The following is a 24,231-nucleotide window of genomic DNA, read 5'->3' as shown; positions in this document are numbered from 1 at the left end:
CATGCTCCGCTCCGCCCTCGCCCTGCTCCTGGCCTTTGCCCTGCCGTCACTGGCCCTGGCCGATAACGGCAAGCCGCTGCGCATCGGCATCACCCTGCACCCCTACTACAGCTACGTGAGCAACATCGTCGGCGACAAAGCCGAAGTGGTGCCGTTGATTCCAGCAGGCTTCAACCCCCACGCCTACGAGCCACGGGCCGAGGACATCAAACGCATCGGTACGCTGGACGTGGTGGTGCTCAATGGCGTCGGCCACGACGACTTCGCCGACCGCATGATCGCCGCCAGTGAAAAGCCCGGCATCACGACCATCGAAGCCAACCAGAACGTACCGTTGCTGGCGGCCACCGGCATTGCCGCGCGCGGCGCTGGCAAGGTGGTCAACCCGCACACGTTCCTGTCCATCAGCACCACCATCGCCCAGGTCAACAACATTGCCCGCGAACTGGGCAAGCTCGACCCGGACAACGCCAAGCTGTACACGCAAAACGCCCGCGCCTATGCCAAGCGCCTGCGCGCCCTGCGGGCCGAGGCCCTGGCCAAGGTCACCGAAGCCCCAGCGCCACGTTCCGCGTGGCGACCATCCATGCTGCCTACGACTACCTCGTGCGTGATTTCGGCCTGGAAGTGACCGCAGTGGTCGAACCGGCCCATGGCATCGAGCCCAGCCCGGCGCAGCTGAAAAAGACCATCGACCAGCTCAAGGCACTGGACGTGCGGGTGATCTTCTCGGAAATGGACTTCCCGTCGGCCTATGTCGAAACCATTCAGCGTGAGTCCGGCGTGCGCCTGTATCCGTTGACCCATATCTCCTATGGCGAATACACCAAGGACAAATACGAGGTGGAGATGAAGCGCAACCTCGACACCGTGGTCCGTGCCATTCAGGAGAACCGCGCATGACCGCAGCCGCCAACCTGCTGGCAGCCTGCGGGCCACGTATCGAGTTCGCCGGTATCGACCTGACCCTGGGCCGCACCCGTATCCTCGAACAGGTCAGCTTCAGCGTTGCCGCAGGCAGCGTGCACGCCATCGTCGGCCCCAATGGCGGCGGCAAGAGCTCGCTGATCAAGACCCTGCTGGGGCAGATGCCGCATCAGGGACAACTGACCCTGCATTGGCCGAACGAGCGTGAGGTGATTGGTTATGTGCCGCAGGCACTGGAGTTCGACCGTGGCCTGCCGATGACCGTGGACGACTTCATGGCCGCCATGTGCCAGCGCCGCCCGGCCTTCCTCGGCCTGTCGCGGCGTGTGCAACCGGCTATCGACGCGGCCCTGGCGCGGGTCGGCATGCTCGACAAACGCAAGCGGCGCATGGGGGCGTTGTCGGGTGGTGAGCGCCAGCGCGTGCTGCTGGCCCAGGGCCTGATCCCCGAGCCGCAGTTGCTGGTGCTGGACGAACCCATGTCGGCGCTCGATGAAGCGGGTATCCAGGTGTTCGAACAGTTGCTGCATGGCTGGCGCCAGGCTGGCACAACCGTGTTGTGGATCGAGCATGACCTGGAAGCTGTGCTGCGCCTGGCCGACCGAGTGACTGGCCTGAGCCGCCAGGTACTGTTCGACGCCCCACCCGCCCAGGCCCTGACCCCAGAGCGCCTGCTCGGCCTGTTCTCCGTTCACCCGCGTAGCGAGAGCCTTGCCTGATGAGTTTTGAATTCTTTCGCCAAACGGTCCAGGACTGGGCCACTGCCGGCTACCTGCCCGAGGCGCTGGCCTACGGTTTCGTGGTCAACGCCCTGCTGGCCGGCCTGATGATAGGCCCGGTGCTGGGCGGCCTGGGCACCCTGGTGGTGGTCAAGCGCTTTGCCTTCTTCTCCGAAGCGGTCGGCCATGCCGCGCTGACCGGCGTGGCCATCGGTATCCTGCTGGGCGAGCCCTACACCGGCCCTTACGGCAGTCTGTTCGGCTACTGCCTGCTGTTCGGCATCCTGCTCAACTTCCTGCGCAACCGCACCGGGCTGTCGCCAGACACGTTGATTGGCGTGTTCCTGTCGGTGTCGCTGGCGCTGGGCGCCAGCTTGCTGTTGATGCTGGCAGGCAAGATCAACGTGCATATCCTCGAAAACGTGCTGTTCGGCTCGGTACTGACCGTCAGTGGCCAGGACCTGGTGGTACTGGGCATCGTCGCAGTGCTGGTACTGGCCTTGGCCTTGCCGCTGTACAACCGCATCATGCTGGCCAGCTTCAACCCACAACTGGCGGCTGTGCGTGGGGTGGCGGTGAAAACCCTGGACTATCTGTTCGTGGTGCTGGTGACCTTGGTAACCGTGGCCGCAGTGAAAGTGATCGGTGCCATCCTGGTCGGTGCGCTGTTGGTGATTCCTGCCGCCGCCGCTCGCCTGGTCAGCCAGTCGCTCAAGGGCTTTTTCTTCCTGTCGGTGCTGATTGCCACCATCAGCACCCTGTTCGGCATCCTGTTGCCGATCGTGTTCGACCTGCCGGTGCCGTCAGGTGCCGCGATCATTCTGGTCGCCGGTCTCTGTTTCGCCCTGGCCGCCCTGGCCCGCGCCCTCGTTCCCCGCCTGCAAGGAAACCCGGCATGAACTTCAAACGCCTGACCCTGGCACTAGCCCTGGCCGGCCTGCCATCGCTGTCTTTCGCCACGCAAGTGCTGACGACCCTGCCCGTCACTCACAGCCTGGCCAGTGCCCTGCTCGGCGGCACCTCGGTACAGCTCAAGCAGGCAGCACCGGCCAACCTGCCGGCCAGTCGCCAGCCGTCATACTTCAGCGGGCGTGGTGGCGCCAGCCTGCACAAAGCCGCACAGCAAGCGGATGCGGTGATCGGCGTGCGCTCGATCTGGCGTGACGACCCGCTGTACCCGATGGCCCGGCGCAGCAACATCCGTATTGTCGAGATCGATGCTGCGCGGCCGGTGGACGGCGCGCTGCCAGGTATTGCGGTCACGGGTGACGATGCCTATGGCGCCTACCCCTGGCTCAACCCGACCAACCTCGGGCGCATGGCCGATGTAGTAGCCAATGACCTGGAGCGGCTGGCACCGGACGAAAAGACGAAGATCCAGGGCAACCTGGCGGGGCTCAAGCGCCAGTTGCTGGAGCTATCGGCCAGCAGCCAGACGCGTCTGGCCAAGGTCGACAACCTGACGGTGGTGAGCCTGTCCGAGCGATTGGGCTACCTGGCCAGCGGGTTGAATCTGGACGTGGTGGAGCAGCCGCTGCCAGCCGAGTGGGATGCTGCCGCGCTCAAAGCGCTAGGTGAAAACCTGAAAGCGCAGGATGTGGCACTGGTGCTGGACCACCGGCAGCCAGACCCCGCGGTGGCAGAGGTGATCGAGGCGGCCGGGGCTAAGCTGGTGGTGGTTGAGAGTGACCCTGAGGATGCGTTTGCAGGGCTGAAGGCTAGCGTGGAGCAGGTGGTTGGGGCATTGGGCGAAAGCTGATGTCGCCTGTGCTGGCCTCTTCGCGGCTAAAGCCGCTCCTACAGGGACCGCGCAACCTTAGGGTCCGGCCACATTCCTGTGGGGGCGGCTTCAGCCGCGAAGAGGCCGTTACAGGCAACGCACTGCTACCGCTTCATGCACCGCTGGTAACGCTCATCCACCCGCCCTGCGAACCACGCGGTAGTCAGCTTGCGAGTGATCTTGGGGCTCTTCAGTTCAATCCCCGGCAACACCGCCCGTGGCACCGGCTTGCCAGTCTTGGCATCCGCCAGGGCAAACACCCCACTGTAGAGCTTGCTGTCCTCGAACGCCAAGCTGTCGCCCTCCTCCAGCTGGCTGCGAATCTGCGGGTTACGCAACCCCAGCTTCACCCCAAGCTTGCGCGCCACGAGCTCAGTAGTGCCTGGCATGATCGAGCCCGGCGCGATCAAGTCACCGTCCAGGGCCAGCGGCGCACCCGTTACTCTGCTCAACGCCGCCTGGAACGCCGCATTGCGGCTGGCGTACCAGCCCGCGTTGAAATCGGCAAAGCGATAAAGCTGGCGCTCGTAGTTGGCCGGGTAGCCCAACAGGTGGGCAATACCGAAGTACATGCCGCCGCGCCGGGTGAACACTTCCTGGCGAATCGTACCGCCATGGCTGTAGGGGTAATCCGTTGCATGCTTTTCGGCAAAGTCGATGCTGACCTGCATCGGCCCGCCGGTGTGCACCGGGTTCAGCCCGTCCAACAGGGTTTTGCCCAACGGCACGCGGGCAATGACCTCGTCGTACAGTTCGCTCAACTGCTTCTCGCTGCGCACTGCCTGCAAACGCTGCTGGTAGCTCTGGCCGTTACCCGAAGGCGCCTTCAGCGCACCGTCGACCAACAGTTTGGGAATGTGCAGGCGTGCAGCGCGGCGGTCGATTTCCTCGCGGGCGATACGCCCCAGGTTGGGCACCTGCGGATCGGCCGTGAAGGTCGATTCCTGCTCGGTTACCGCCAGCACTGCGCACAGGTTGCTTTTGCTGGGGGCTATGCGCTGCGCTGCAAAGGCCACTTGAATATCCTGGGCCCAACCCTCGCGATCCTTGGCCTGGGCAGGCAGCAATCGCAGCAGCTGTGCGCGGACCTTGGCCGGGTCCGCTTCTGGCGCTTCTTCACGACGCCCGGCGCAGCCTTGCAGCAGCGCCAGGGCCATCACCCCCACAGCCAGTGCCCGACCGTTCAGGGCTGTTCACCGACCAGGTAGGTTTTGCTGATGTGGCGGAACAGCGGATGGCTGGCGCTGCCCAGCAGTTCGAACAGCACCATCTCACGGGTCACCACTTGCGCCCCGGCGGCACGCATGCGAGCCAGGCCTGCCGCCTTGCTGGCCGAGGTTCGGCTGTCGCAGGCATCTTCGACCACGAACACCTGCTTGCCCAACCCCAGCAGGCCGAGCACGGTCTGCAGCACGCAGACGTGAGTTTCCATGCCACAGACGATCACCTGCTCACGCGCCATCAGGCTGGCTGGCAGACACTGCGCGGCCACGCAGGAAAAGTGGCTTTTCTCCACCACCTCGGCGGCCGGTGCTGCGGCCAGCAATTGCGCCAGGGTATGGCCCAGGCCCTTGGGGTACTGCTCGGAAATCACCGTCGGCAGTTCCAGCTCGGCAGTCGCGGCCAGCAACCAGCGGGCCCGCGCCCGAGTGCCTTCGGGGTCGCTCATGGCGCCGATGAGTTTTTCCTGGATGTCGACGACCAGCAGCGTGGCCTTGAGTGGATCGATCAGCATTGTCTGCCCCTTGCCTGGGAAAAGCCCTAGCCTCCCCCAGGCAAGCGGTGACGTCAATCAGGCGGACAGCCGAAGCGGCTGCAACGACGCGGTCAGCGCGTCGAGCACGCGGTCTTCATGCTCATGGATGAAGAAGTGCCCACCTGGGAACATCTGCAGCGAGAACTTGCCGTGGGTTTCCTTGCGCCAGGCCTGCAGTTGCTCGTCGCTGGCCCGGTCATCCACGCCACCCAGCACATGCAGTGGGCACTGCAACGCCGGCCGCTGGCGGTAGGCGTAGGTGCCGCACAACAGAAAGTCGGCACGCAAGGTCGGCAAGGTCAGGCTCATCAACTCGGCGTTCGCCAGCACTTCCTCGGGCGTACCCTGAAGCTCGCGCAACTCGCTGATAAGCTCGGCGTCACTCTTGGGCTCGCGCCAGTTCTTGCCGTCGTAGTCCTCACGCCGCGTGGGTGCCGCCGTGCCGCAAGCGAACAGCGCCAAGGGTGGCGGGCAGCCCAACGCTTGCAGTTCATGGGCCAGCTCGAAGGCCAGCAGCGCGCCCAGGCTGTGCCCAAGCAGCGCATAGGGGGCGCTGGCCGCCAGGCGCTGTTCGCGGGCCAGTTGCCGGGCCAGGGCTTGCATGTCGGTGTGCAGCGCCTCGGCCATGCGCGCGCCTCGCCCAGGCAGCTCTACCGGGCGCACTTGCAACCACGCTGGCAGCTTGCGCCGCCAGCGGCTGTAGACCATGGCGCTGGCGCCGGAGTACGGCAGGCACAGCAGGTTCAGCGTGGTCACTGGGCGGCGGCTTCGGCCATTTTCTGGCGCAAGCTCAGCGGGCGCATATCGGTCCAGACCTCATCGATGTAGGCCAGGCAGTCCTTCTTCAAGCCGCTCTTGCCCACCGCACGCCAGCCGTTGGGGATGGCCTTGTAGTCGGGCCAGATCGAGTATTGCTCTTCGTGGTTGACCACTACCTGGAACTGGATATCGTCGCGGTCGAAAACGGAAGTCATTGCCTGTCTCCTTGAATGATGAGTACCGCTGCGGGCTTCGCGCAGGGGGGCTTTCAAGTAGACGTGGGAGGCTTCGGAAAAATTAAGGCGCTATGGTTTGTTTGCGCCGCCATGTGCATGACTCACTCCTCTCTCAACCGTCACGCAGCAGGTCGTAGGTATCGAGCAGGCGGTAGGCGACCTGCGGGTTGCGCTCCAGCCCACGCCGAATGGCCGCCGGGATCGACTGCCTGGTTTTGCGGCATAGCCCCGGCTGATCATCCAGTTCGATGACGATGCCGCGCATGGTGCGCACTTCGTTGAAGCCGGGGGCGATGTGTACGCGGATGCCGAGGTTGTCGTACAGACGCTGCTGCAGGCGCTGCAGGTCTTCGAGGTCCTTGAGGTTTTCCAGGCGTTCGAGCAGGCGCTTTTCTTCCTGGCGGGTCAGCAGGAGGATGCGTTGGGCGGCCTGCGGGTGTTCGACCAAGTGTTCCCGGCCGCAGTCGCAGGCGCCAGGGGGGCAAGGTTGGCGTAGAGGCGGTGGTGTGGTCATGGAGCAAGCATAGCCCGGCAAAGGCCTCTAAAAAAACTTTCCTGTCAGGATAAATAATTTCACAAACCTCTAGACCATCACCCCTCATATCACCTATAAATCTCCAAAAGGAAATTTATATTCCTAACAAGAAACATTTTTCGCACCGTCGCGAATCTTCTTTTGCCCTTGTGCCCGACCTGCCCCACTCCATCACGAGGCCTATCCGACATGCATCCCGCTCCCGATCACTTCATCCTGCGCGTCAGTTGCCCGGCCGTGTCCGGCATCGTCGCTGCGGTGACCACTTACCTGGCCGAGCACGGTTGCTACATCAGCGAGATGGCGCAGTTCGACGACGAGGACAATGGGCGCTTCTTCATGCGCGCGGTGTTCCGCTTCAACACCGGTGTCAGCGGCGACACACCACAGCTGGAGGCTGGCTTTACCGACGTGGCCCAGCGCTTCGACATGCAATGGAGCCTGCACAGCAGCGCCCGGCCGATGCGTGTGCTGCTGATGGTGAGCAAGTTCGACCACTGCCTGTCCGACCTGTTGTACCGGCATGCCAAGGGCGAACTGGACATGCAGATCACCGCCGTGGTCTCCAATCACCTGGACCTGCGCCCCATGGCCGAGCGCCAGGGCATTCGCTTCGTTTACCTGCCGGTCACCAAGGACACCAAGGCCGAACAGGAAGCCGCACTGCTGCGTATCGTCGAGGACACCGGCACCGAACTGGTGGTGCTGGCGCGCTACATGCAAATCCTCTCCGATGACCTGTGCCGCCAGCTGTCGGGCCGGGCGATCAACATCCATCACTCGTTCCTGCCCGGTTTCAAAGGCGCCAAGCCCTACCACCAGGCCTATCAGCGCGGGGTAAAACTGATCGGTGCCACCGCCCACTACGTGACCCGCGACCTGGACGAAGGGCCGATCATCGAGCAGGAAGTGCAACGCGTGGACCACGCCTATGCCCCGGACGCTCTGGTGGCCATCGGCCGCGACACCGAGACCATCGCCCTGTCCCGCGCGGTGAAATACCACCTTGAACACCGGGTATTCCTTAACCACGACCGCACGGTGATCTTCAAATGAACGCACTTACCAGCCTCAAGCTGATCGACGGCAAGGCCACCGCCGCGCGTGTGCTGGCCGAGGTACGCGAGCAGGTGCAGGAACTGCGCCAGGGCGGCGTGCAACCGGGCCTGGTCGTGGTGCTGGTGGGTGCCGATGCCGCCAGCCAGGTGTACGTGCGCAATAAAGTGCTGCGCGCCGAAGAGGTGGGCATCCGCTCGCAGGAACATCGCCTGCCCGCCGACACCACCCAGGCCCACCTGCTGACCTTGATCGACCGCCTGAACCGCGACCCCGAGGTGAACGGCATCCTCGTGCAACTGCCGTTGCCCGCGCACATCGACGAGCATTGCGTATTGCAGGCCATCAACCCGCTCAAGGACGTGGACGGCTTCCACAGCGAGAACGTCGGTGGCCTGGCCCAGGGCCGCGATGTGCTGACCCCGTGCACCCCCAGCGGCTGCATGCGCCTGCTGCGCGACGCCTGTGGCGAGCTGCGTGGCAAACATGCGGTAGTGGTCGGCCGCTCGAACATCGTCGGCAAGCCCATGGCTGCCCTGCTGTTGCAGGCCGACTGCACGGTGACTGTGGTGCATTCACGCAGCCGCGACCTGCCCGCGTTGTGCCGCCAGGCCGACATCCTGGTTGCCGCAGTGGGCAAGCCACGGCTGATCGGTGCCGATTGCCTCAAACCCGGTGCGGTGGTGATCGACGTCGGCATCAACCGCATCGATGAAGACGGCCAAAACCACCTGGTCGGTGATGTCGATTTCGCCGCTGCCCTGCCCCAGGTCGCCGGCATTACCCCGGTCCCCGGCGGCGTCGGCCCGATGACCATCGCCTACTTGATGAAAAACACCCTGCTCGCCCTCGACCTGCAACAACAGGCCGTCCACCAGGAGCGCACCGCATGCCTTTCGCCCTGCTGAAATACGGCCTGAGCGCCGACTACCCGGTGGAGGTCGACCTGCCGCCACCGTGCGAACTCAAGCCACGCTATGACGTGGTGATCATCGGCGGCGGCGGCCACGGCCTGGCCATCGCCTACTACCTGGCCAAGTACCACGGTGTGACCAACGTCGCCGTGCTGGAAAAAGCCTACCTGGGGGGCGGCAACACCGCGCGCAACACCGCCGTGATCCGCTCCAACTACCTCACCAGCGAAGGTGTGCGCTTCTACGCAGAATCGGTGCGCATGTTCCGGAACCTGTCGAACGAGTTCGACTTCAACATCATGTATTCCGAGCGCGGCCAGCTTACCCTGGCGCACACCGACGCCACCGTGCGCGCCTTCCGCCAGCGCGCCGAAGTGAACAAGCACTTCGGCGGGCGTAGCGAAATGATCGATCGCCAACAGATCCGCGAGCTGGTGCCCAGCCTGAACCTGGACCCGGCCACCTGCCGGTGCTGGCGGGCCTGTGGCACATCGACGGCGCCACCGCGCGCCACGACGCGGTGGCCTGGGGCTACGCCAAACAGGCAGCCAGGCGCGGCGTGCAAATCCACCAACTGACCGAAGTGCAGGACTTGCTGATCCGCAATGGCCGCATCGAGGCGGTGAAGACCAACCGCGGTACGGTGCAATGCGGCTGCGTGGTCCAGGCCGTGGCGGGTGCCAGTTCGCTGTTGATGGCAAAGGCCGGCATCCGCGCGCCGATCCACACCTACCCGCTGCAAGCCATGGTCACCCAGCCCTTCAAGCCGTTTCTCGACCCGCTGGTAAGTTCGTCGGCGCTGCACTGCTACGTGCAGCAGACCAGCCGAGGCGAAATCGTCTTTGGCGGCGGCGCCGACCCTTACCCGCTGTACAACACCCGCTCCACCCTCGACCTCAAGGAAAGCCTGCTGGCCCACGCCATCGAAATGTTCCCGTTCATGGCCAACGCCAAGCTGATGCGCCAGTGGGCCGGGATGACCGATATGACCCCGGACTACAGCCCGATCATGGGCCTGTCACCGGTGCAGAACTACTACCTGGATGCTGGCTGGGGCACCTGGGGGTTCAAGGCCACGCCGATCTGCGGCAAGACCATGGCCGAGCTGGTCGCCAGCGGCGGCAAGGTGTCCGAGCTGATTGCCCCCTTCGCCCTCGAGCGCTTCAGCCGCTTCCAGCAAGTCAACGAAATGGGCGCCACTGCGGCCAGCCACTAGGAGCACATGACGATGAAAATCCTGACCTGCCCCTTGAACGGCCCGCGCAACATCAGCGAATTCACCTACGGCGGCGAGTGCAAGCACATGCCCGACCCGGCCAACTGCAGCGATACCGAGTGGGCCGACTATGTGTTCAATAGCGACAACCTGGCCGGGGTGGTGCTCGAGTGGTGGCTGCACAACGCTTCCAGCTACTGGTTTCTGGCCGAGCGCCACACGGTAAGCGACCAGGTGCTGCGCACCTTCGACCCGAAAGCACTGTTCGACCGCCGCGTCGACTTCACCCCCGCCGCCACCCCGGAGATCGCCGGATGAACAGCCACACTCGCCTCCCCGCGCCCATGGGCCTGCTGATCGACCGCGAACGCCCCTTGCGTTTCCAGTTCGACGGCCAGGCCTGTTCGGGCTTTGCCGGTGACAGCATTGCCAGCGCCCTGCTTGGCAGCGGCCGCTGGTTGCTGTCGCGTTCATTCAAATACCACCGCCCACGCGGCCCGCTGAGCATGGCCGGGCAAGATGCCAACACCCTGGTGCAACTGCCTGAGGAACCCAACGTGCTGGCCGACCTGGAAGCCGCCCGCGACGGGCAGGTGGTCGAAGGGCAGAACTTCAACGGCAGCCTGGAGCACGACCGCGACGCCTACCTGGGCAAGTGCTCGCGCTTCATGCCGGTGGGTTTCGATCACCGCTCGTTCTACAAGCCCAAAGGCATGTGGAAGGTGTGGGAGCCGCTGATTCGCAAAAAGGCCGGCCTGGGCGTGCTCGACCAAGGCTTCAAGCCACAGTACTACGACAAGGCCTACCTGTTTGTCGATGTCGCCGTCATCGGCGCAGGCCCTGCCGGCCTGCGCGCGGCGCTGGACGCAGCCAATGCCGGGGCCAAGGTGTTGCTGATCGAGCAACAGCCCGTGCTTGGCGGCTCGCTCACCTACGCCCGCTTTGACATCGCCGGCACGCGTGCCGCCAGCCTGCGTCAGGAGTTGCTGGCAGCCGTAGAGGGTCACCCGAATATCCAGGTGCTGCTGGACGCCACCTGCAACGGCTGGTTCACCGACCACTACCTGCCAGTGATCCAGCACAAACGCCTGTACAAGGTGCGTGCCGGCCGTTGCCTGGTGGCGGCCGGTTCGTTCGACCAGCCGGTGGTGTTCCGCAACAACGACCTGCCCGGTGTGATGCTGACCAGCGCCGCACAGCGGCTGATGAAACTGTACGCGGTCAAACCGGGCCAGCGCGCAGTGATCCTGACCGGCCACGATGACGGCTACCTTGCCGCGCTCGACCTGCAGGAACAAGGCGTGGCTGTGGCTGCTGTGATCGACATGCGCGCCGCACCGGCCGATGCCACGCTGGCCGCCGAGCTCAAGCGCCGCGATATCCCTGTGCACCTGGGCAGCACGGTGTACGAAGCGCTGCACGAAGCGGGCATGCGCCATGTCAATGGCGTGGACATGCGCCCAATCACCGGCCAGGGCAAGGTTGGCCCGCATGGCCTGCGCCTGGCCTGTGACCTGCTGTGCATGTCGGCGGGCTACATGCCGGTGTACCAGTTGCTGTGCCAGGCCGGTGGCAAGCTGGCCTATGACGTCAACCGCGACGAGTTCGCCATCAGCCACCTGCCAGCCGGACTGGATATCGCAGGCTCGGTGAACGGCCGCCATGCGCTAGGCAACGTGCTGGCCGACGCCACCCGTGGGGCGGCCGAAGCCGTGGCCGCGCTGGGCCTGCAAGCGCCGGTGCAGCCGCTGTTCAACGCCGAGGCCAAGGTCAACTTCCCCTGGCCGATCTTCCCGCACCCCAAGGGCAAGGATTTCGTCGATTTCGACGAAGACCTGCAGGTGCGCGACATCGTCAACGCCACCCGCAGCGGCTACCGCGATGTGCAACTGGTCAAACGCTTCTCCACGGTCGGCATGGGCCCATCCCAGGGCCGCCACTCGGCACTGCCCACCGCGCGCCTGGTGGCCCATGCCACCGGCCGCAGCATCAGCGAGACCGGCGTGACCACTGCCCGCCCACCGTTCCAGGCAGAAAAGCTGGCACACATTGCCGGCCGCGCCTTCGACCCGTACCGGCAAACGCCAATGCACCGCCGCCACCTGCAAGCCGGGGCGAACATGATGCCCGCCGGCATCTGGCAGCGCCCGGCCTACTATGGCAAGCCGGAGGAACGCGATCGCTGCATGCAGGAAGAAGCCCGGCATGTACGTGAAAAAGTCGGCCTGATCGACGTCTCCACGCTCGGCGGCCTGGACGTGCGTGGCCCGGATGCGGCCGAACTGCTGGAACGCCTCTACACCTTCGGCTTCGCCAAACTGCCTGTTGGCCGCACCCGCTATGCGTTTATGACCAACGAGCACGGCGTGGTCATCGACGATGGTGTCTGCGCACGCTTGGGCGAGCAGCACTTCTACGTGACCGCCACCACCAGCGGCGTCGACCGCATCTACCAACAGATGCTGAAGTGGAACGCGCAGTGGCGCCTGGACGTGGACATCACCAACGTCACCGCTGCCCTGGCCGCCGTCAACCTGGCCGGGCCGCTGTCACGCCAGGTGCTGGCCAAGGTGTGCGATGACGTAGACCTGGCCGCCGGAGCCTTCCCTTACCTGGGCGTACGCCAGGGCAAGGTGGCAGGCATTGCTGCACGTATCCTGCGAGTCGGCTTTGTCGGTGAGCTGGGCTATGAAGTGCACGTACCAGCGCGCCATGCCGAGCGGCTGTGGGATACCTTGATGCAGGCGGGTACCGGGTTGGGCATTCGCCCCTTCGGCGTCGAGACCCAACGCCTGCTGCGCCTGGAAAAAGGCCACGTGATCATCGGCCAGGACACCGACGGCATGACGCACCCGGCGGAAATCGACATGCAGTGGGCCATCGGTCGCAAGAAGCCGTTCTTCGTTGGCAAGCGCTCGATCGAAATCCTCGAAGCACAGCCGCTCAAGCGCAAGCTGGTCGGTTTCACGCTGCCCAAAGGCAGCCCGCGACCACTGGAGGGGCACCTGGTGCTGGACGGCCGGGACATCAGCGGTAACGTCACCTCCTGCGAGTACTCGCAAACCCTGGGCAGATCATCGGCCTGGCCTATGCCGGCGCCCACCAGGCCAGCCCCGGCATGCTCATCCCGATTCGCACCGACGGTGGCGTGATGGTCAATGCCAAGGTGGTAGCGCTGCCGTTCCACGACCCCGACAACCTGCGCCAGGAGCTCTGAGCCATGACCCGTTTGCAAGCCGAAGCGTTTATCCCTCGCAACCCGCGAGCCGAACTGCTGCACACCTGTGCGTTGACTGACTTGACTGCGTTGGCGCGGGTTGGATTTCGCGGCGCAGACAGCGCCGCCTACCTTCAGCAACGTGGATACCGTTTGCCCACGCAGCCGAACCAGGCCGTGCGTCAGCATGATGGAAGCTGGGTGGCGCGATTGTCGCAGGCCGAGTACCTGCTGCTGGGCAGCCTGGCCGACGATGGCGCACGGGTGGCGGGTGTAGAGGCCGAGTGGGTGCAGGATGCCCAGCGCAATTACCTGCTGCCGCGCCAGGACAGCCATGCCTGGCTACAACTGTCGGGGGTGCATGGCAGCGCGGTGATGGCCAAGTTGTGCGGGGTGGATCTGCGTGCCGGGGCGTTTCCGGTTGGGACGGTGGCGCAGACCTCGGTGGCGCGGATCAATATGATTGTGCTGAATGTAGGCAGTGATGAGCGGCCGGCGTTGCAGCTGCTGTTTGATCGGGCTTCGCTGGCGTATGTGTGCGAGGCGGTGCTGGATGCCATGGGTGAGTTTGGTGGGGGATGGTCTAGCGGGGGGTGTTCGCCGCATGATTTTTGGCGCCTGGGAGATCGAGCGCCGCGCGAAAACTGTACAAAAATTTTCTTCTGTATAGATTTATCCAGAGACCTGCACTATACCTTGTACAACAAATTAATTTTGTACAGGTATTGTGCATGTCCACCTACCTGCAATCCTTCGCCGAACGCTTTGCCACGCTGGATACGCACAACCTCGACCTGTTGGGTGACCTGTACAGCGAAGACGTCGCCTTCCGCGACCCCTTGCACCAGTTCACCGGGCTTCCCGCGCTGCGGGCTTATTTCGCCCAGCTATACGCTAAGGTTTCCGACTGCCACTACCGCTTCGAGGGCACCGACGAACTACAGCCGGGCCATGGCTACATTCGCTGGACGTTGCACTATCGCCACCCGCAACTGGCCAGCGGGCAACTGATCAGCCTGCAAGGCTGCAGCCACCTGCGCTGGCATGAGCGGGTGTATTTTCACCAGGACTACTTCGACGCCGGCGCCCTGCTGTACGAACATCTGCCGATCATGGGCAGCGCGATTCGCTGGCTCAAAGGCAGGCTGGCATGAGCCGTTGCTGGCTGACCGGTGCCAGCAGTGGCATGGGTGCCGCGCTGGCGTTGCACCTGCTGGAACAAGGCCACCAGGTAGCGTTGGGCGCACGCCGGGCAGACAAGCTGACAGCACTGGCCGAACGGTTTCCGGACCAGGTACTGCTGGCAGTCGGCGATATCGATCAACCTGGGCAAGTGGCGCGAATCGCCGAGCAGATCGAGCACGCCTGGGCGCACTGGACCAAGTGATTCTCAATGCGGGCACTTGCGAGTACCTGGAGCCTGGGCACTTCGACCCTGCCCTGATCGACCGAGTGATACGCACCAACCTGACCGGCACCAGCTTATGCCTTGCCGCCGCCCTGCCCTTGCTGCGCCACGGCCAGCGGCCACACCTGGTGGTCATGGGCAGCTCGGTGAGCTGGCTGGCATTGCCGCGTGCGGGTGCCTATGGTGCCTCCAAAGCGGCATTGCGGTACCTGGTCGAGTCCCTGCGCATCGACCTGGTCGGCGAAGGCATCGATGTCACCTTGGTCTGCCCCGGCTTCGTCGACACGCCACTGACCCGCCGCAACGACTTCCCTATGCCCCAGCTGTGGAGCGCCGAGCGCGCCGCCGCCCATATCATCGCGCGCCTGCCACACCGCCCGCTGGAAATAGCCTTCCCCGCCACCTTCACCCTGGTGCTGCGCCTGCTAGGTGCATTGCCGGCGCGCTGGCGCCTTAAGCTGGGCCGCCGCCTGGCGCGCCAACCACAGGGCTGACCCATGCGTATCGCCATCATCGGTAGCGGTATTGCCGGCCTCACCTGTGCCCACCTGCTGTCACGTCGTAACGAGGTCACGGTGTTCGAGGCCGCGAACCGGGTCGGCGGGCATACCCATACCGTCGATGTGCAGTGGCAGGGCCAAGGCTACTCGATAGATACCGGTTTCATCGTCTTCAACGACTGGACCTACCCGCACTTCATCCGCCTGCTCAAGCATCTGGGTGTCGCCTCGCGCCCCACCGAGATGAGCTTTTCGGTGCATGACCCGCGCACGGGGTTCGAGTACAACGGCCACGACCTGGTCACGCTGTTTGCCCAGCGGCGCAACCTGCTGTCCCCGCCATTCTGGGGAATGCTGCGCGATGTGCTGCGCTTCAACCGCGAGGCCACCGCCGACCTGAACCAGCAACGGATCGAGAGCGCCACCACGCTGGGCAGTTATCTGCATGCCCAAGGCTATGGGCGGCGCTTCATCGACCATTACATCGTGCCGATGGGCTCAGCGATCTGGTCGATGTCGCCGGCCGATATGCTGGGCTTCCCGTTGCAGTTTTTCGTGCGGTTCTGTAACAACCACGGCTTGCTGTCGGTCAACCATCGCCCGCAATGGCAGGTTGTCGACGCAGGCTCACGCGCGTACCTCAGGCCTCTGTGCCAGCCCTTTGCCGAACGCATCCGGCTGAGCTGCCCGGTGCATCAGGTAAAACGTGACGACCTCGGCGTGACGGTTACCTGGGACAGCGGTAATGAGCGATTCGACAAGGTGGTATTTGCCTGTCACAGCGACCAGGCACTGGCCCTGCTGGCACCGCCAAGCGAACATGAGCGCGCCATCCTGGGTGCCATCCACTACGCCAGCAACGACGTGGTGCTGCACACCGACACGCGCCTGCTGCCACAACGGCGCAGGGCCTGGGCCAGCTGGAACTACCGCCTGGGCGGCAACGCGCAGGCGCCAGCCGCACTCACCTACAACATGAACATCCTTCAGGGCATCAAGGCGCCGGCCACGTTCTGCGTAAGCCTCAACCAGACCGCGCAGGTGGACCCTGCACAGATACTTGCCCGCTTCGAGTATGCCCACCCGCAGTACAGCCTTGACGCTCTGACGGCACAGGCTCGGCAGGGCGAACTGCAGGGGCGTTTGCACAGTTATTACTGCGGCGCCTACTGGGGCAATGGTTTTCACGAAGACGGGGTGCTAAGCGCGCTGAACGTCGCCCAGCACTTTGGAGAACAGTTGTGAACAGCAACCTGTGCCAGGGCTGGCTGAGCCACCGGCGGCTGAGCCCACGCTACCATGCGTTTCGTTACCGGGTTGGCATGTTTTACCTGGATCTCAACGAACAACCCCAGCTCCTGCGCCTGTCCCGCTGGCTTGGGAGCTCCCGGCTGGCCCCACTGTGCTGGCGTGAAACCGACTATCTGCCGGCGCTGACCCGCCAGGGCAGACCACTGGCCGAGGCCGCACGGCTGATGGTCGGTCAGGCTATCGGCCAAGCACCCGAAGGCGCCGTGCACCTGCTGACCCAACCGCGCTGCTGGGGGCTGTCGTTCAACCCAGTGAGTGTCTATTTCTGCCATGACCGGCAAGGCCAGCTCGCGGCTATTTTGCTGGAAGTGCGCAACACCCCCTGGCGTGAACGTTTCCACTATGTACTGCCCGTGAACGATGGCCTGAGCCAGACATTTACCCTGGCCAAAGCCTTCCATGTCTCGCCGTTCATGCCACTGAACATGGACTACCACCTGCAGTTCGCCCTCGATGCACAGCGGGTGCGCATCCACATGCAGAACTGGCGCGCCGGGCACAAGGTGTTCGAAGCCGACCTGGCGCTGCAACGTCAGCCGCTGGACCGCGCGGCCTTGCAGCGGCACATCCTGAGCTTTCCGTGGATGAGCCTGCGCACCCTCTCCGGCATTTACTGGCAGGCCCTGCGCCTGCTGCTGAAACGTACCCCTCTACATGACCATATCGCCAGCCAGCACGACCTGGCATTCGGCCAACCTGCCCGCGAGGAGCCCGACCATGCCCGAACCGACCCTGAGCGTTAGCAAATCGGCAAGCATTGCCCCGCTGCTCGGCGGCCTGGCCAGGCGCGCAGTGCTCGCGCAGTTGCGCCAACTGCGCCACGGCAACCTGCGCCTGATCTGCCAAGGCCAGCAATGGACGTTCGGCGACGTTGCCAGCCCGCTTTACGCGGAAGTGGAAGTGATTGATGACGCCGCCTGGGGCCTGGTCGCCGGCAATGGTTCGATTGGTGCCGGAGAAGGCTATATTCACGGCTACTGGCGCAGCTCGGACCTGGCAGCTGTCACCCGGTTGTTCGTTGCCAACCTGGATGTTCTCGATGCCATGGAGGGCGGCCTGGCACGCCTGGCGCGCCCGGCCCTGCGCCTGCTGCACCGCCTCAACCGCAACAGCCGGCGCGGCGCGCGGCGCAATATCCTGGCGCATTACGACCTGGGCAATGACCTGTTCGAGCGCCTGCTGGACCCCACCATGATGTACTCCGCTGCGCAGTTCGACAGCCCCGGGCAAACCCTGGAGCAGGCCCAGACCAGCAAGCTGCGACGCATCTGCCAGAAACTTGAACTCAAGCCCGACGACCATCTGCTGGAGATCGGCAGCGGCTGGGGCAGCCTGGCCATCCACGCCGCACTGCAGCATGGCTGCCGGGTCACCACCGCCACGCTCTCGGCGGCGCAGTACGCCCATACCCTGCAGCGGGTCAAGGCCCTGGGCCTGGAGCAGCGCATCACCGTACTGCTCGAGGACTATCGCGACCTGCGCGGGCGCTTCGACAAGCTGGTATCGATCGAAATGATCGAAGCTGTCGGCCACCGCTACCTGCCGACCTACTTTCGCCAGTGCGCGTCGCTGCTCAAGGATGATGGCCTGATGCTGGTGCAAGCCATCACCATCCGCGACCAGCGCTACGCCCAGGCCAGGCGCTCGGTGGATTTTATCCAGCGCTATATTTTCCCCGGCGGCGCCTTGCCTTCGCTGAGCGTGCTGCTGGACACCGCCAGCCGCCAGACCGCGCTGAACCTGGTACACCTGGAGGATTTCGGCCAGGACTACGCGCGCACGCTGCGCCATTGGCGCGACAACCTGCGCCTGGCGCGCTCGGAACTAACGATGCTGGGGTATGACGATACCTTTCAGCGCTTGTGGGAGTTCTACCTGTGCTATTGCCAGGGCGGTTTCGAAGAACGCACCATCGGCGTGGCGCAACTGCTCTGGGCCGGGCCACAGGCGCGCAAGGCACCACTGCTGGCCCTGTGCTGAGGTAAACCTATAGTTGCACCAACCGCTCACGCAAGAAGTCGACAAAACCCTGCACCGGCCGCGCTACCTGCCGGTGCTGCGGATACACCGCTGATAACTGCAACGCCGGCGGCGTCCATTCTTCAAGCACACTCACCAGCCGCCCATCCGCCAACGCCTGGCCAACGATGAAGGTCGGCAGGTAGGTCACCCCCATGCCGGCGATGGCCGCATCCCTGAGCAACTCGCCGTTGTTGGCACGCATGCGCCCTGTCACCTGAATCGCCTGCGCCTTGCCGCCCTGGCGAAACTGCCACTGCACCTGTCGCGAATGCCCATAGGGCAGGCAGTCATGCCCGGCCAGATCCTCCGGTATTACTGGTACTGCCCGCGCCTGCAGGTATGCCGGACTCGCGCAGTAGACGCGCTCGACATTGGCAATACGCCGCGCAATCAGGCTGGAGTCCTCCAGCGCGCCAATGCGCAGCGCCAGGTCGTAGCCCTCGCCGATCAGGTCCACGGCGCGGTCGCTGAGGTCCACCTCTACATCTACTTGCGGGTGCAGTTGAAGAAACTCGGTCAGCAGGCAACCCAGGTGCGACATGGCGAACGACAGCGGCGCACTCAGGCGCAAGGTGCCGCGCAAGGCCTGGGCCTGGCCGCTGATGTCGTGCTCTACCTGCTGCACCTCACCCAACAAGCGCAAGGCCGACTGGTAGTAGTGCTGGCCCAGCGGTGTGGCATCCAGGCGCCGGGTGGAGCGGTTGAGCAGGCGAACGCCAAGGCGCTCCTCGAGCTGCATCAGGCGTCGGCTGACCGATTGCTTCGACATGCCCAGGCGGTCGGCGGCGGCGGTGAAACTGCCAGCCTCCATGACCTGGGCGAAGATCCGCATGTCTTCGTAAGGGTTCATTGTCTCGCTCATAGTGACAGTCAAACGCTTTATAGCGGCTTTTTCCTGCAAGTGCACCTGCCTAATCTACGCACAAGTCGCAGCGATGGCCCAGCAGGCCAGGCAAGACGCCCACTACCACCACTTGCATAGAAAAGGATTCGCTCATGAACATTGTCCACAAGGCCCTCACCGCCTCCCTCTTGGCCCTGTCCGTTTCCAGCGCCTTCGCCGCTGGCAGCCCTGGTGTCGAACAACACACTCAGGCCTTCCTCGAAGCCCTGGAAAAAGGGGGTGGCAAGCCGCTGGAGCAACTCAGCCCAACAGACGCCCGCGCAGTGCTGACCGGCGCTCAGGCCTCGGTCAAGGTCGACCTTTCGGGCATCGAGGTAAAGGAGCGCACCATCCAGGCCAATGGCGAGTCGATCAAGCTGCAAGTAGTGCGCCCGGCCAACGCGAAGGGTGACCTGCCAGTGTTCATGTTCTTCCACGGTGGCGGCTGGGTGCTGGGCGACTTCCCCACCCACCAGCGGCTGATCCGCGACCTGGTAGTCGGCTCGGGTGCGGTGGCGGTCTACGTGGACTACACCCCATCGCCGGAAGCGCACTACCCGACGGCCATCAACCAGGCCTACGCCGCGACCCGCTGGGTGGCCGAGCATGGCAAGGCGATCGGCGTGGACGGCAAGCGCCTGGCCGTGGCCGGCAACAGCGTCGGCGGCAACATGGCGGCAGTCGTGGCGCTGAAAGCCAAAGAGGCCGGCACCCCTGCGCTGCGCTTCCAGCTGCTGCTGTGGCCGGTGACCGATGCGAGTTTCGAGACTGCCTCGTACAAGCAATTTGCCGAAGGGCACTTCCTGACCACAGGGATGATGAAGTGGTTCTGGGACAGCTACACCTCCGATACCAGTGCCCGTGCGCAGGTCTACGCATCGCCGCTGCGGGCCAGCACTGAGCAGCTCAAAGGCTTGCCGCCAGCACTGGTACAAACGGCTGAGTTCGATGTGTTGCGTGATGAAGGTGAGGCTTATGCCCGCAAGCTGAATGCTGCCGGTGTGACGGTTACCTCAGTGCGCTACAACGGCATGATCCATGACTATGGGCTGCTCAACCCACTGAGCCAGGTGCCGGCAGTGAAGGCGGCGATGCGCCAGGCGGCCGGTGAACTGAAAGTACACCTTCAATAACCTTATCCACCCATGCGGCAGGGCCTGGTGCCCTGCCGGTCCGGGAGAGCCGTGAGACCATCACTCAAGGCTCGAACCCTTCGACAATGATCACTTCGGCCTTCGCCACACCTTGGCGATGGCTGCACGCTTGCTGGTACAACTCGGACCGGTAACACGCCACCGCCTGCTCGTACGAATCGAACTCGATCACCACGCTACGCTGGGGGGTAGACCGCCCTTCCATCGCCTCGCTGCGCCCACCACGGGCCAGGAAGCGGCCGCCGAACGCCTTGAAGGCAGCCGGGGCACGCTGGGTGTACTGCTGGTATTGCTCGGGGTCGGTCACGTCCACATGGGCGATCCAGTAAGCCTTCATCTGCTGCTCTCCTCTTAAGGCGATATTTATGTATGATGGTATACCATAATAATCACCCCACCACAGTGAGCGTGCAACATGGCTTTCAACACCATCGAGGAACTTCTCTCGAGGACTACCGGCAAGGCAAGATGGTCCTGCTGGTGGATGACGAGGACCGGGAAAACGAAGGCGACCTGTTGATCGCCGCCGAGCGTTGCGACGCCCAGGCCATCAACTTCATGGCCCGCCAAGCGCGTGGGCTGATCTGCCTGACCTTGACCGACGAGCACTGCCAGCGCCTGGGCCTGGAGCAGATGGTACCGGCTAACGGCAGCGTCTTCAGCACCGCGTTCACCGTGTCGATCGAGGCGGCCACGGGTGTCACCACCGGTATTTCCGCTGCCGACCGGGCGCGCACCGTGGCAGCGGCCATGGCCCCCAACGCGCGCCCCGAAGACCTGGTGCAACCGGGCCACATTTTCCCCCTGCGCGCCCGCGAAGGCGGCGTGCTGACCCGCGCCGGCCATACCGAAGCCGGCTGCGACCTGGCACGGCTGGCAGGCTTCAGCCCGGCTTCGGTGATCGTCGAAGTGCTCAACGACGACGGCACCATGGCCCGCCGCCCGGACCTGGAAGTGTTCGCTGCCCAGCATGGCATCAAGATCGGCACCATTGCCGACCTGATCCACTACCGCCTGAGCACCGAGCAGACCATCAAGCGCATCGGCGAACGCGAGCTGCCGACCGTGCATGGCATCTTCCGCCTGGTCAGCTATGAAGACCGCATCGAAGGTGGTGTGCACATGGCCATGGTCATGGGCGGCATCCGTCGCGAACAACCGACCTTGGTGCGGGTGCACGTAATCGACCCACTGCGCGACCTGGTCGGTGCTGAATATGCAGGCCCGGCCAACTGGACGCTGTGGGCGGCGTTGCAGAAGGTGGCCGAGGAAGGTGCTGGCGTGGTGGTAATCCTGGCCAACCATGAGTCCTCCCAGGCATTGCTTGAACGCATACCGCAGTTGACTCAGCCGGTACGGCCTTACCAGCGTGGGCAGTCGAAGGTGTATTCCGAGGTGGGCACCGGCGCGCAGATTCTGCAGGACCTTGGCGTTGGCAAACTGCGTCACCTGGGGCCACCGCTGAAATACGCGGGCCTGGCGGGATATGAGCTGGAAGTGGTGCAGAGCATCCCGTTCGAGCCAGGTCTTCCAAGCTGACACCACCCCTTGTAGGAGCGGCCTTGTGTCGCGAAAGGGCCGCAGAGCGGCCCCAGCAATCTGTGCATCTGCTGAAATCCTGGGGCCGCTTCACGGCCCTTTCGCGACACAAGGCCGCTCCTACAAAAGCAGACCGCGACAAATTGAAGAGGTCGGAGTGATGGCCGGTCGCCTCACACCTCTTGCCAAAAGTTTGGAATACCATAATATGATATCCCGTAGACCTTAAATCTGCAGGCCGGCACCTACACTTAAAAACGGCCACCCGGACACTTTGTTTTTGCTGCTCCCCGAACACTGTTGGCGGGCGCACCACAAGCCCCGCCTCGAATAACAAAAGCAACGAGGGCGTAACCATGCTGTTGAGCAAACGTGTAACCGCAGTGCTGTCCGCCAGCCTGCTGACCCTGGCATGTCAGGCCGCCCAGGCCGCCGACAGCCTGAACTTCGTCAGCTGGGGCGGTACCACCCAGGACGCCCAGAAGAAGCGTGGGCCGTACCGTTCAGCAAAGCCACCGACATCAAGGTCGTGCAGGACGGCCCCACCGACTACGGCAAGCTCAAGGCCATGGTCGAGAGCGGCAACGTGCAGTGGGATGTGGTTGACGTCGAAGCCGACTTTGCCCTGCGTGCCGCCAGCGAAGGCCTGCTCGAACCCCTCGATTTCAACCAGATAAAGCGCGACAAGATCGACCCGCGGTTCGTCTCCGACCACGGCGTCGGCTCGTTCTTCTTCTCCTTCGTACTCGGCTACAACGAAGGCAAGCTCGGTGCCAACAAACCGGTGGACTGGACCGCGCTGTTCGACACTAAGACCTACCCCGGCAAACGTGCCCTGTACAAGTGGCCGAGCCCCGGCGTGCTGGAACTGGCCCTGCTGGCCGACGGCGTAGCCCCAGACAAGCTGTACCCGCTGGACCTGGACCGCGCCTTCAAGAAGCTCGACACCATCAAGAAAGACATCGTCTGGTGGGGCGGCGGTGCCCAGTCGCAACAGCTGCTGGCCTCGGGTGAAGCCTCGCTTGGCCAGTTCTGGAACGGCCGCGTCTATGCCCTGCAGCAAGATGGCGCACCGGTGGGCGTGAGCTGGAAGCAGAACCTGGTCATGGCCGACTTCCTGGTCATTCCCAAAGGCGCCAAGAACAAGGATGCGGCCATGAAGTTCCTGGCCAACGCCAGCAGCGCCGAAGGCCAGGCCGAGTTCGCCAACAAGACCGCCTACGCGCCGGTCAACGTCGACAGCGTGGCCAAGCTGGACAAAGACCTCGCGCCGAACCTGCCAACAGCCTACGCCCAGGACCAGGTCACCCTCGACTTCGCCTACTGGGCCAAGAACGGTCAAGCCATCGCGGCCCGCTGGAATGAGTGGTTGGTCAAATGAAAGTCGCCATCAATGCCCTGCATAACGCGCAAGGTGCCCCCACGGGTGCCGGCGCGCCGGGCACCGCCCCCCGCCGCGCCAGCCTGAGCCAGCGCTGGAAAGGCAGCCGCAACCTGCTGCCGGCCCTGCTGTTCCTTGGCCTGTTCTTCTTCGCCCCGCTGGTCGGCCTGTTGCTGCGCGGGGTGCTTGAGCCAACCCCTGGGCTGGGCAACTACGAGCAACTGTTCGCCAACTCGGCCTACGCACGGGTACTGTTCAACACCTTCTCGGTGGCTGGCGTGGTCACCCTGATCAGCGTACTGCTGGGCTTCCCGCTGGCCTGGGCGATCACCCTGGTGCCCAAGGGCTGGGGCCGCTGGCTGCTGAACATCGTATTGCTGTCGATGTGGACCAGCCTGCTGGCACGCACCTACTCATGGTTGGTGCTGCTGCAGAGCTCGGGGGTGATCAACAAGGCGCTGATGGCCATGGGCATCATCGATGCCCCGCTGGAAATGGTGCACAACCTCACCGGCGTGGTGATCGGCATGAGCTACATCATGATCCCGTTCATCGTGCTGCCGCTGCAGGCGACCATGCACGCCATCGACCCGATGGTGCTGCAGGCGGGCTCCATCTGTGGCGCCAGCCCGTGGACCAACTTCTGGAAGGTATTTCTGCCGCTGTGTCGCTCGGGGCTGTTCTCCGGCGCGCTGATGGTGTTCGTGATGTCGCTCGGTTACTACGTCACCCCGGCGCTGCTGGGCGGTGCACAGAACATGATGCTGCCCGAATTCATCATCCAGCAGGTGCAGTCATTCCTCAACTGGGGCCTGGCCAGCGCCGCCGCCGCACTGCTGGTGGCGATCACCCTGGTGCTCTTCTACCTGTACCTGAAGCTGCAGCCGGAATCCCCGGTTGGCAACGCGAGGTAAACCG

Annotated in this window: 21 protein-coding genes and 6 pseudogenes; 20 read left to right on the top strand and 7 right to left on the bottom strand. The window is 64.1% G+C overall.

Features of this window, described 5'->3' with window-relative positions; translation table 11 throughout:
• The first annotated feature begins 1 nt into the window (after position 1).
• The 4 genes and pseudogenes from AB5975_20615 (at position 2) to AB5975_20600 (ending at position 3,405) form a co-directional block, all read left to right on the top strand.
• Positions 2-903 (top strand): annotated as a pseudogene (locus AB5975_20615) (metal ABC transporter substrate-binding protein).
• The gene (locus tag AB5975_20610; protein XDR18954.1) at positions 900-1,646 is read left to right on the top strand and encodes a metal ABC transporter ATP-binding protein; all 747 of its coding nucleotides are present in this window, start codon (positions 900-902) and stop codon (positions 1,644-1,646) included. The pseudogene AB5975_20615 and the gene AB5975_20610 overlap by 4 nt, the downstream one beginning before the upstream one ends.
• On the top strand, positions 1,646-2,545 hold the full coding sequence (locus AB5975_20605) for a metal ABC transporter permease (protein ID XDR18953.1): 900 nt from the start codon (positions 1,646-1,648) through the stop codon (positions 2,543-2,545). Before AB5975_20610 ends, AB5975_20605 begins: the two co-directional genes overlap by 1 nt.
• Positions 2,542-3,405, top strand: coding sequence for a metal ABC transporter substrate-binding protein (locus AB5975_20600; GenBank protein XDR18952.1), 864 nt, complete (start codon positions 2,542-2,544; stop codon positions 3,403-3,405). Before AB5975_20605 ends, AB5975_20600 begins: the two co-directional genes overlap by 4 nt.
• A 125-nt stretch (positions 3,406-3,530) precedes the next feature.
• On the opposite strand, the gene AB5975_20595 is transcribed toward AB5975_20600, so the two are convergent.
• The 5 genes from AB5975_20595 to AB5975_20575 form a co-directional block, all read right to left on the bottom strand.
• Complete coding sequence (locus AB5975_20595) at positions 3,531-4,583, bottom strand: DUF1615 domain-containing protein (GenBank protein ID XDR18951.1); 1,053 nt, start codon at positions 4,581-4,583, stop codon at positions 3,531-3,533.
• 26 nt (positions 4,584-4,609) lie between these two features.
• Positions 4,610-5,161, bottom strand: a complete 552-nt coding sequence (locus tag AB5975_20590) for a hydrolase (GenBank protein ID XDR18950.1) — start codon at positions 5,159-5,161, stop codon at positions 4,610-4,612.
• Between the two features lie 57 nt (positions 5,162-5,218).
• Complete coding sequence (locus AB5975_20585) at positions 5,219-5,938, bottom strand: thioesterase II family protein (GenBank protein XDR18949.1); 720 nt, start codon at positions 5,936-5,938, stop codon at positions 5,219-5,221.
• Complete coding sequence (locus tag AB5975_20580; GenBank protein XDR18948.1) at positions 5,935-6,156, bottom strand: MbtH family protein; 222 nt, start codon at positions 6,154-6,156, stop codon at positions 5,935-5,937. The genes AB5975_20585 and AB5975_20580 overlap by 4 nt, the downstream gene beginning before the upstream one ends.
• Positions 6,157-6,289: 133 nt before the next feature.
• On the bottom strand, positions 6,290-6,691 hold the full coding sequence (locus AB5975_20575) for a hypothetical protein (protein XDR18947.1): 402 nt from the start codon (positions 6,689-6,691) through the stop codon (positions 6,290-6,292).
• 210 nt (positions 6,692-6,901) lie between these two features.
• Between AB5975_20575 and purU the strand changes: the two genes are divergently transcribed.
• From purU to AB5975_20515, 12 genes and pseudogenes are all read left to right on the top strand, one after another.
• Positions 6,902-7,768, top strand: a complete 867-nt coding sequence (gene purU / locus AB5975_20570) for a formyltetrahydrofolate deformylase (GenBank protein XDR18946.1) — start codon at positions 6,902-6,904, stop codon at positions 7,766-7,768.
• On the top strand, positions 7,765-8,676 hold the full coding sequence (gene folD / locus AB5975_20565) for a bifunctional methylenetetrahydrofolate dehydrogenase/methenyltetrahydrofolate cyclohydrolase FolD (protein ID XDR18945.1): 912 nt from the start codon (positions 7,765-7,767) through the stop codon (positions 8,674-8,676). Before purU ends, folD begins: the two co-directional genes overlap by 4 nt.
• Positions 8,658-9,260: an FAD-dependent oxidoreductase gene (locus tag AB5975_20560; protein XDR18944.1), complete on the top strand. Its 603-nt coding sequence runs from the start codon at positions 8,658-8,660 to the stop codon at positions 9,258-9,260. Before folD ends, AB5975_20560 begins: the two co-directional genes overlap by 19 nt.
• Positions 9,242-9,898, top strand: coding sequence for an FAD-dependent oxidoreductase (locus AB5975_20555; GenBank protein XDR18943.1), 657 nt, complete (start codon positions 9,242-9,244; stop codon positions 9,896-9,898). The genes AB5975_20560 and AB5975_20555 overlap by 19 nt, the downstream gene beginning before the upstream one ends.
• Positions 9,899-9,910: 12 nt before the next feature.
• Positions 9,911-10,216: a sarcosine oxidase subunit delta gene (locus AB5975_20550; GenBank protein ID XDR18942.1), complete on the top strand. Its 306-nt coding sequence runs from the start codon at positions 9,911-9,913 to the stop codon at positions 10,214-10,216.
• Positions 10,213-13,115, top strand: a pseudogene (locus tag AB5975_20545) (2Fe-2S iron-sulfur cluster-binding protein). The gene AB5975_20550 and the pseudogene AB5975_20545 overlap by 4 nt, the downstream one beginning before the upstream one ends.
• Before the next feature lie 3 nt (positions 13,116-13,118).
• Positions 13,119-13,694 (top strand): annotated as a pseudogene (locus tag AB5975_20540) (sarcosine oxidase subunit gamma).
• Between the two features lie 152 nt (positions 13,695-13,846).
• Positions 13,847-14,269: a nuclear transport factor 2 family protein gene (locus tag AB5975_20535; GenBank protein ID XDR18941.1), complete on the top strand. Its 423-nt coding sequence runs from the start codon at positions 13,847-13,849 to the stop codon at positions 14,267-14,269.
• Positions 14,266-15,017 (top strand): annotated as a pseudogene (locus tag AB5975_20530) (SDR family NAD(P)-dependent oxidoreductase). The gene AB5975_20535 and the pseudogene AB5975_20530 overlap by 4 nt, the downstream one beginning before the upstream one ends.
• Positions 15,018-15,020: 3 nt before the next feature.
• Positions 15,021-16,268 carry an NAD(P)/FAD-dependent oxidoreductase gene (locus tag AB5975_20525; GenBank protein XDR18940.1) on the top strand — a complete coding sequence of 416 codons (1,248 nt, stop codon included), beginning with the start codon at positions 15,021-15,023 and terminating at the stop codon, positions 16,266-16,268.
• Complete coding sequence (locus AB5975_20520; GenBank protein XDR18939.1) at positions 16,265-17,077, top strand: DUF1365 domain-containing protein; 813 nt, start codon at positions 16,265-16,267, stop codon at positions 17,075-17,077. The genes AB5975_20525 and AB5975_20520 overlap by 4 nt, the downstream gene beginning before the upstream one ends.
• Positions 17,052-18,314, top strand: coding sequence for a class I SAM-dependent methyltransferase (locus AB5975_20515; GenBank protein XDR18938.1), 1,263 nt, complete (start codon positions 17,052-17,054; stop codon positions 18,312-18,314). The genes AB5975_20520 and AB5975_20515 overlap by 26 nt, the downstream gene beginning before the upstream one ends.
• 7 nt (positions 18,315-18,321) lie before the next feature.
• Here the strand turns inward: AB5975_20515 and AB5975_20510 are convergent, their stop codons facing one another.
• Positions 18,322-19,206, bottom strand: coding sequence for a LysR family transcriptional regulator (locus AB5975_20510; protein XDR18937.1), 885 nt, complete (start codon positions 19,204-19,206; stop codon positions 18,322-18,324).
• 146 nt (positions 19,207-19,352) lie between these two features.
• Between AB5975_20510 and AB5975_20505 the strand changes: the two genes are divergently transcribed.
• The gene (locus AB5975_20505) at positions 19,353-20,372 is read left to right on the top strand and encodes an alpha/beta hydrolase (protein XDR18936.1); all 1,020 of its coding nucleotides are present in this window, start codon (positions 19,353-19,355) and stop codon (positions 20,370-20,372) included.
• A 64-nt stretch (positions 20,373-20,436) separates the two neighbouring features.
• On the opposite strand, the gene AB5975_20500 is transcribed toward AB5975_20505, so the two are convergent.
• Complete coding sequence (locus AB5975_20500) at positions 20,437-20,730, bottom strand: DUF1330 domain-containing protein (protein XDR18935.1); 294 nt, start codon at positions 20,728-20,730, stop codon at positions 20,437-20,439.
• A gap of 78 nt (positions 20,731-20,808) precedes the next feature.
• Here AB5975_20500 and ribBA point away from each other — a divergent pair.
• The 3 genes and pseudogenes from ribBA (at position 20,809) to AB5975_20485 (ending at position 24,227) form a co-directional block, all read left to right on the top strand.
• Positions 20,809-21,932, top strand: a pseudogene (gene ribBA / locus AB5975_20495) (bifunctional 3,4-dihydroxy-2-butanone-4-phosphate synthase/GTP cyclohydrolase II).
• Between the two features lie 356 nt (positions 21,933-22,288).
• Positions 22,289-23,313: pseudogene (locus AB5975_20490) on the top strand (ABC transporter substrate-binding protein).
• Positions 23,310-24,227, top strand: coding sequence for an ABC transporter permease (locus tag AB5975_20485; protein ID XDR18934.1), 918 nt, complete (start codon positions 23,310-23,312; stop codon positions 24,225-24,227). The pseudogene AB5975_20490 and the gene AB5975_20485 overlap by 4 nt, the downstream one beginning before the upstream one ends.
• The last annotated feature ends 4 nt before the right edge of the window (positions 24,228-24,231 follow it).

This window comes from Pseudomonas putida, assembly GCA_041071465.1.
Classification (GTDB): domain Bacteria; phylum Pseudomonadota; class Gammaproteobacteria; order Pseudomonadales; family Pseudomonadaceae; genus Aquipseudomonas; species Aquipseudomonas putida_P.
This window is presented reverse-complemented; position numbering and strand designations above follow the sequence as displayed.

Excerpts from the sequence above, each read along its gene's own strand:
- purU (XDR18946.1), top strand. The coding sequence starts at position 6,902 with ATGCATCCCGCTCCCGATCACTTCATCCTGCGCGTCAGTTGCCCGGCC.
- AB5975_20600 (XDR18952.1), top strand. The coding sequence starts at position 2,542 with ATGAACTTCAAACGCCTGACCCTGGCACTAGCCCTGGCCGGCCTGCCA.
- AB5975_20525 (XDR18940.1), top strand. The coding sequence starts at position 15,021 with ATGCGTATCGCCATCATCGGTAGCGGTATTGCCGGCCTCACCTGTGCC.
- AB5975_20550 (XDR18942.1), top strand. The coding sequence starts at position 9,911 with ATGAAAATCCTGACCTGCCCCTTGAACGGCCCGCGCAACATCAGCGAA.
- AB5975_20575 (XDR18947.1), bottom strand. The coding sequence starts at position 6,691 with ATGACCACACCACCGCCTCTACGCCAACCTTGCCCCCCTGGCGCCTGC.
- AB5975_20505 (XDR18936.1), top strand. The coding sequence starts at position 19,353 with ATGAACATTGTCCACAAGGCCCTCACCGCCTCCCTCTTGGCCCTGTCC.
- AB5975_20485 (XDR18934.1), top strand. The coding sequence starts at position 23,310 with ATGAAAGTCGCCATCAATGCCCTGCATAACGCGCAAGGTGCCCCCACG.
- folD (XDR18945.1), top strand. The coding sequence starts at position 7,765 with ATGAACGCACTTACCAGCCTCAAGCTGATCGACGGCAAGGCCACCGCC.
- AB5975_20605 (XDR18953.1), top strand. The coding sequence starts at position 1,646 with ATGAGTTTTGAATTCTTTCGCCAAACGGTCCAGGACTGGGCCACTGCC.
- AB5975_20610 (XDR18954.1), top strand. The coding sequence starts at position 900 with ATGACCGCAGCCGCCAACCTGCTGGCAGCCTGCGGGCCACGTATCGAG.
- AB5975_20590 (XDR18950.1), bottom strand. The coding sequence starts at position 5,161 with ATGCTGATCGATCCACTCAAGGCCACGCTGCTGGTCGTCGACATCCAG.
- AB5975_20515 (XDR18938.1), top strand. The coding sequence starts at position 17,052 with ATGCCCGAACCGACCCTGAGCGTTAGCAAATCGGCAAGCATTGCCCCG.
- AB5975_20560 (XDR18944.1), top strand. The coding sequence starts at position 8,658 with ATGCCTTTCGCCCTGCTGAAATACGGCCTGAGCGCCGACTACCCGGTG.
- AB5975_20580 (XDR18948.1), bottom strand. The coding sequence starts at position 6,156 with ATGACTTCCGTTTTCGACCGCGACGATATCCAGTTCCAGGTAGTGGTC.
- AB5975_20595 (XDR18951.1), bottom strand. The coding sequence starts at position 4,583 with ATGGCCCTGGCGCTGCTGCAAGGCTGCGCCGGGCGTCGTGAAGAAGCG.
- AB5975_20535 (XDR18941.1), top strand. The coding sequence starts at position 13,847 with ATGTCCACCTACCTGCAATCCTTCGCCGAACGCTTTGCCACGCTGGAT.
- AB5975_20500 (XDR18935.1), bottom strand. The coding sequence starts at position 20,730 with ATGAAGGCTTACTGGATCGCCCATGTGGACGTGACCGACCCCGAGCAA.
- AB5975_20510 (XDR18937.1), bottom strand. The coding sequence starts at position 19,206 with ATGAACCCTTACGAAGACATGCGGATCTTCGCCCAGGTCATGGAGGCT.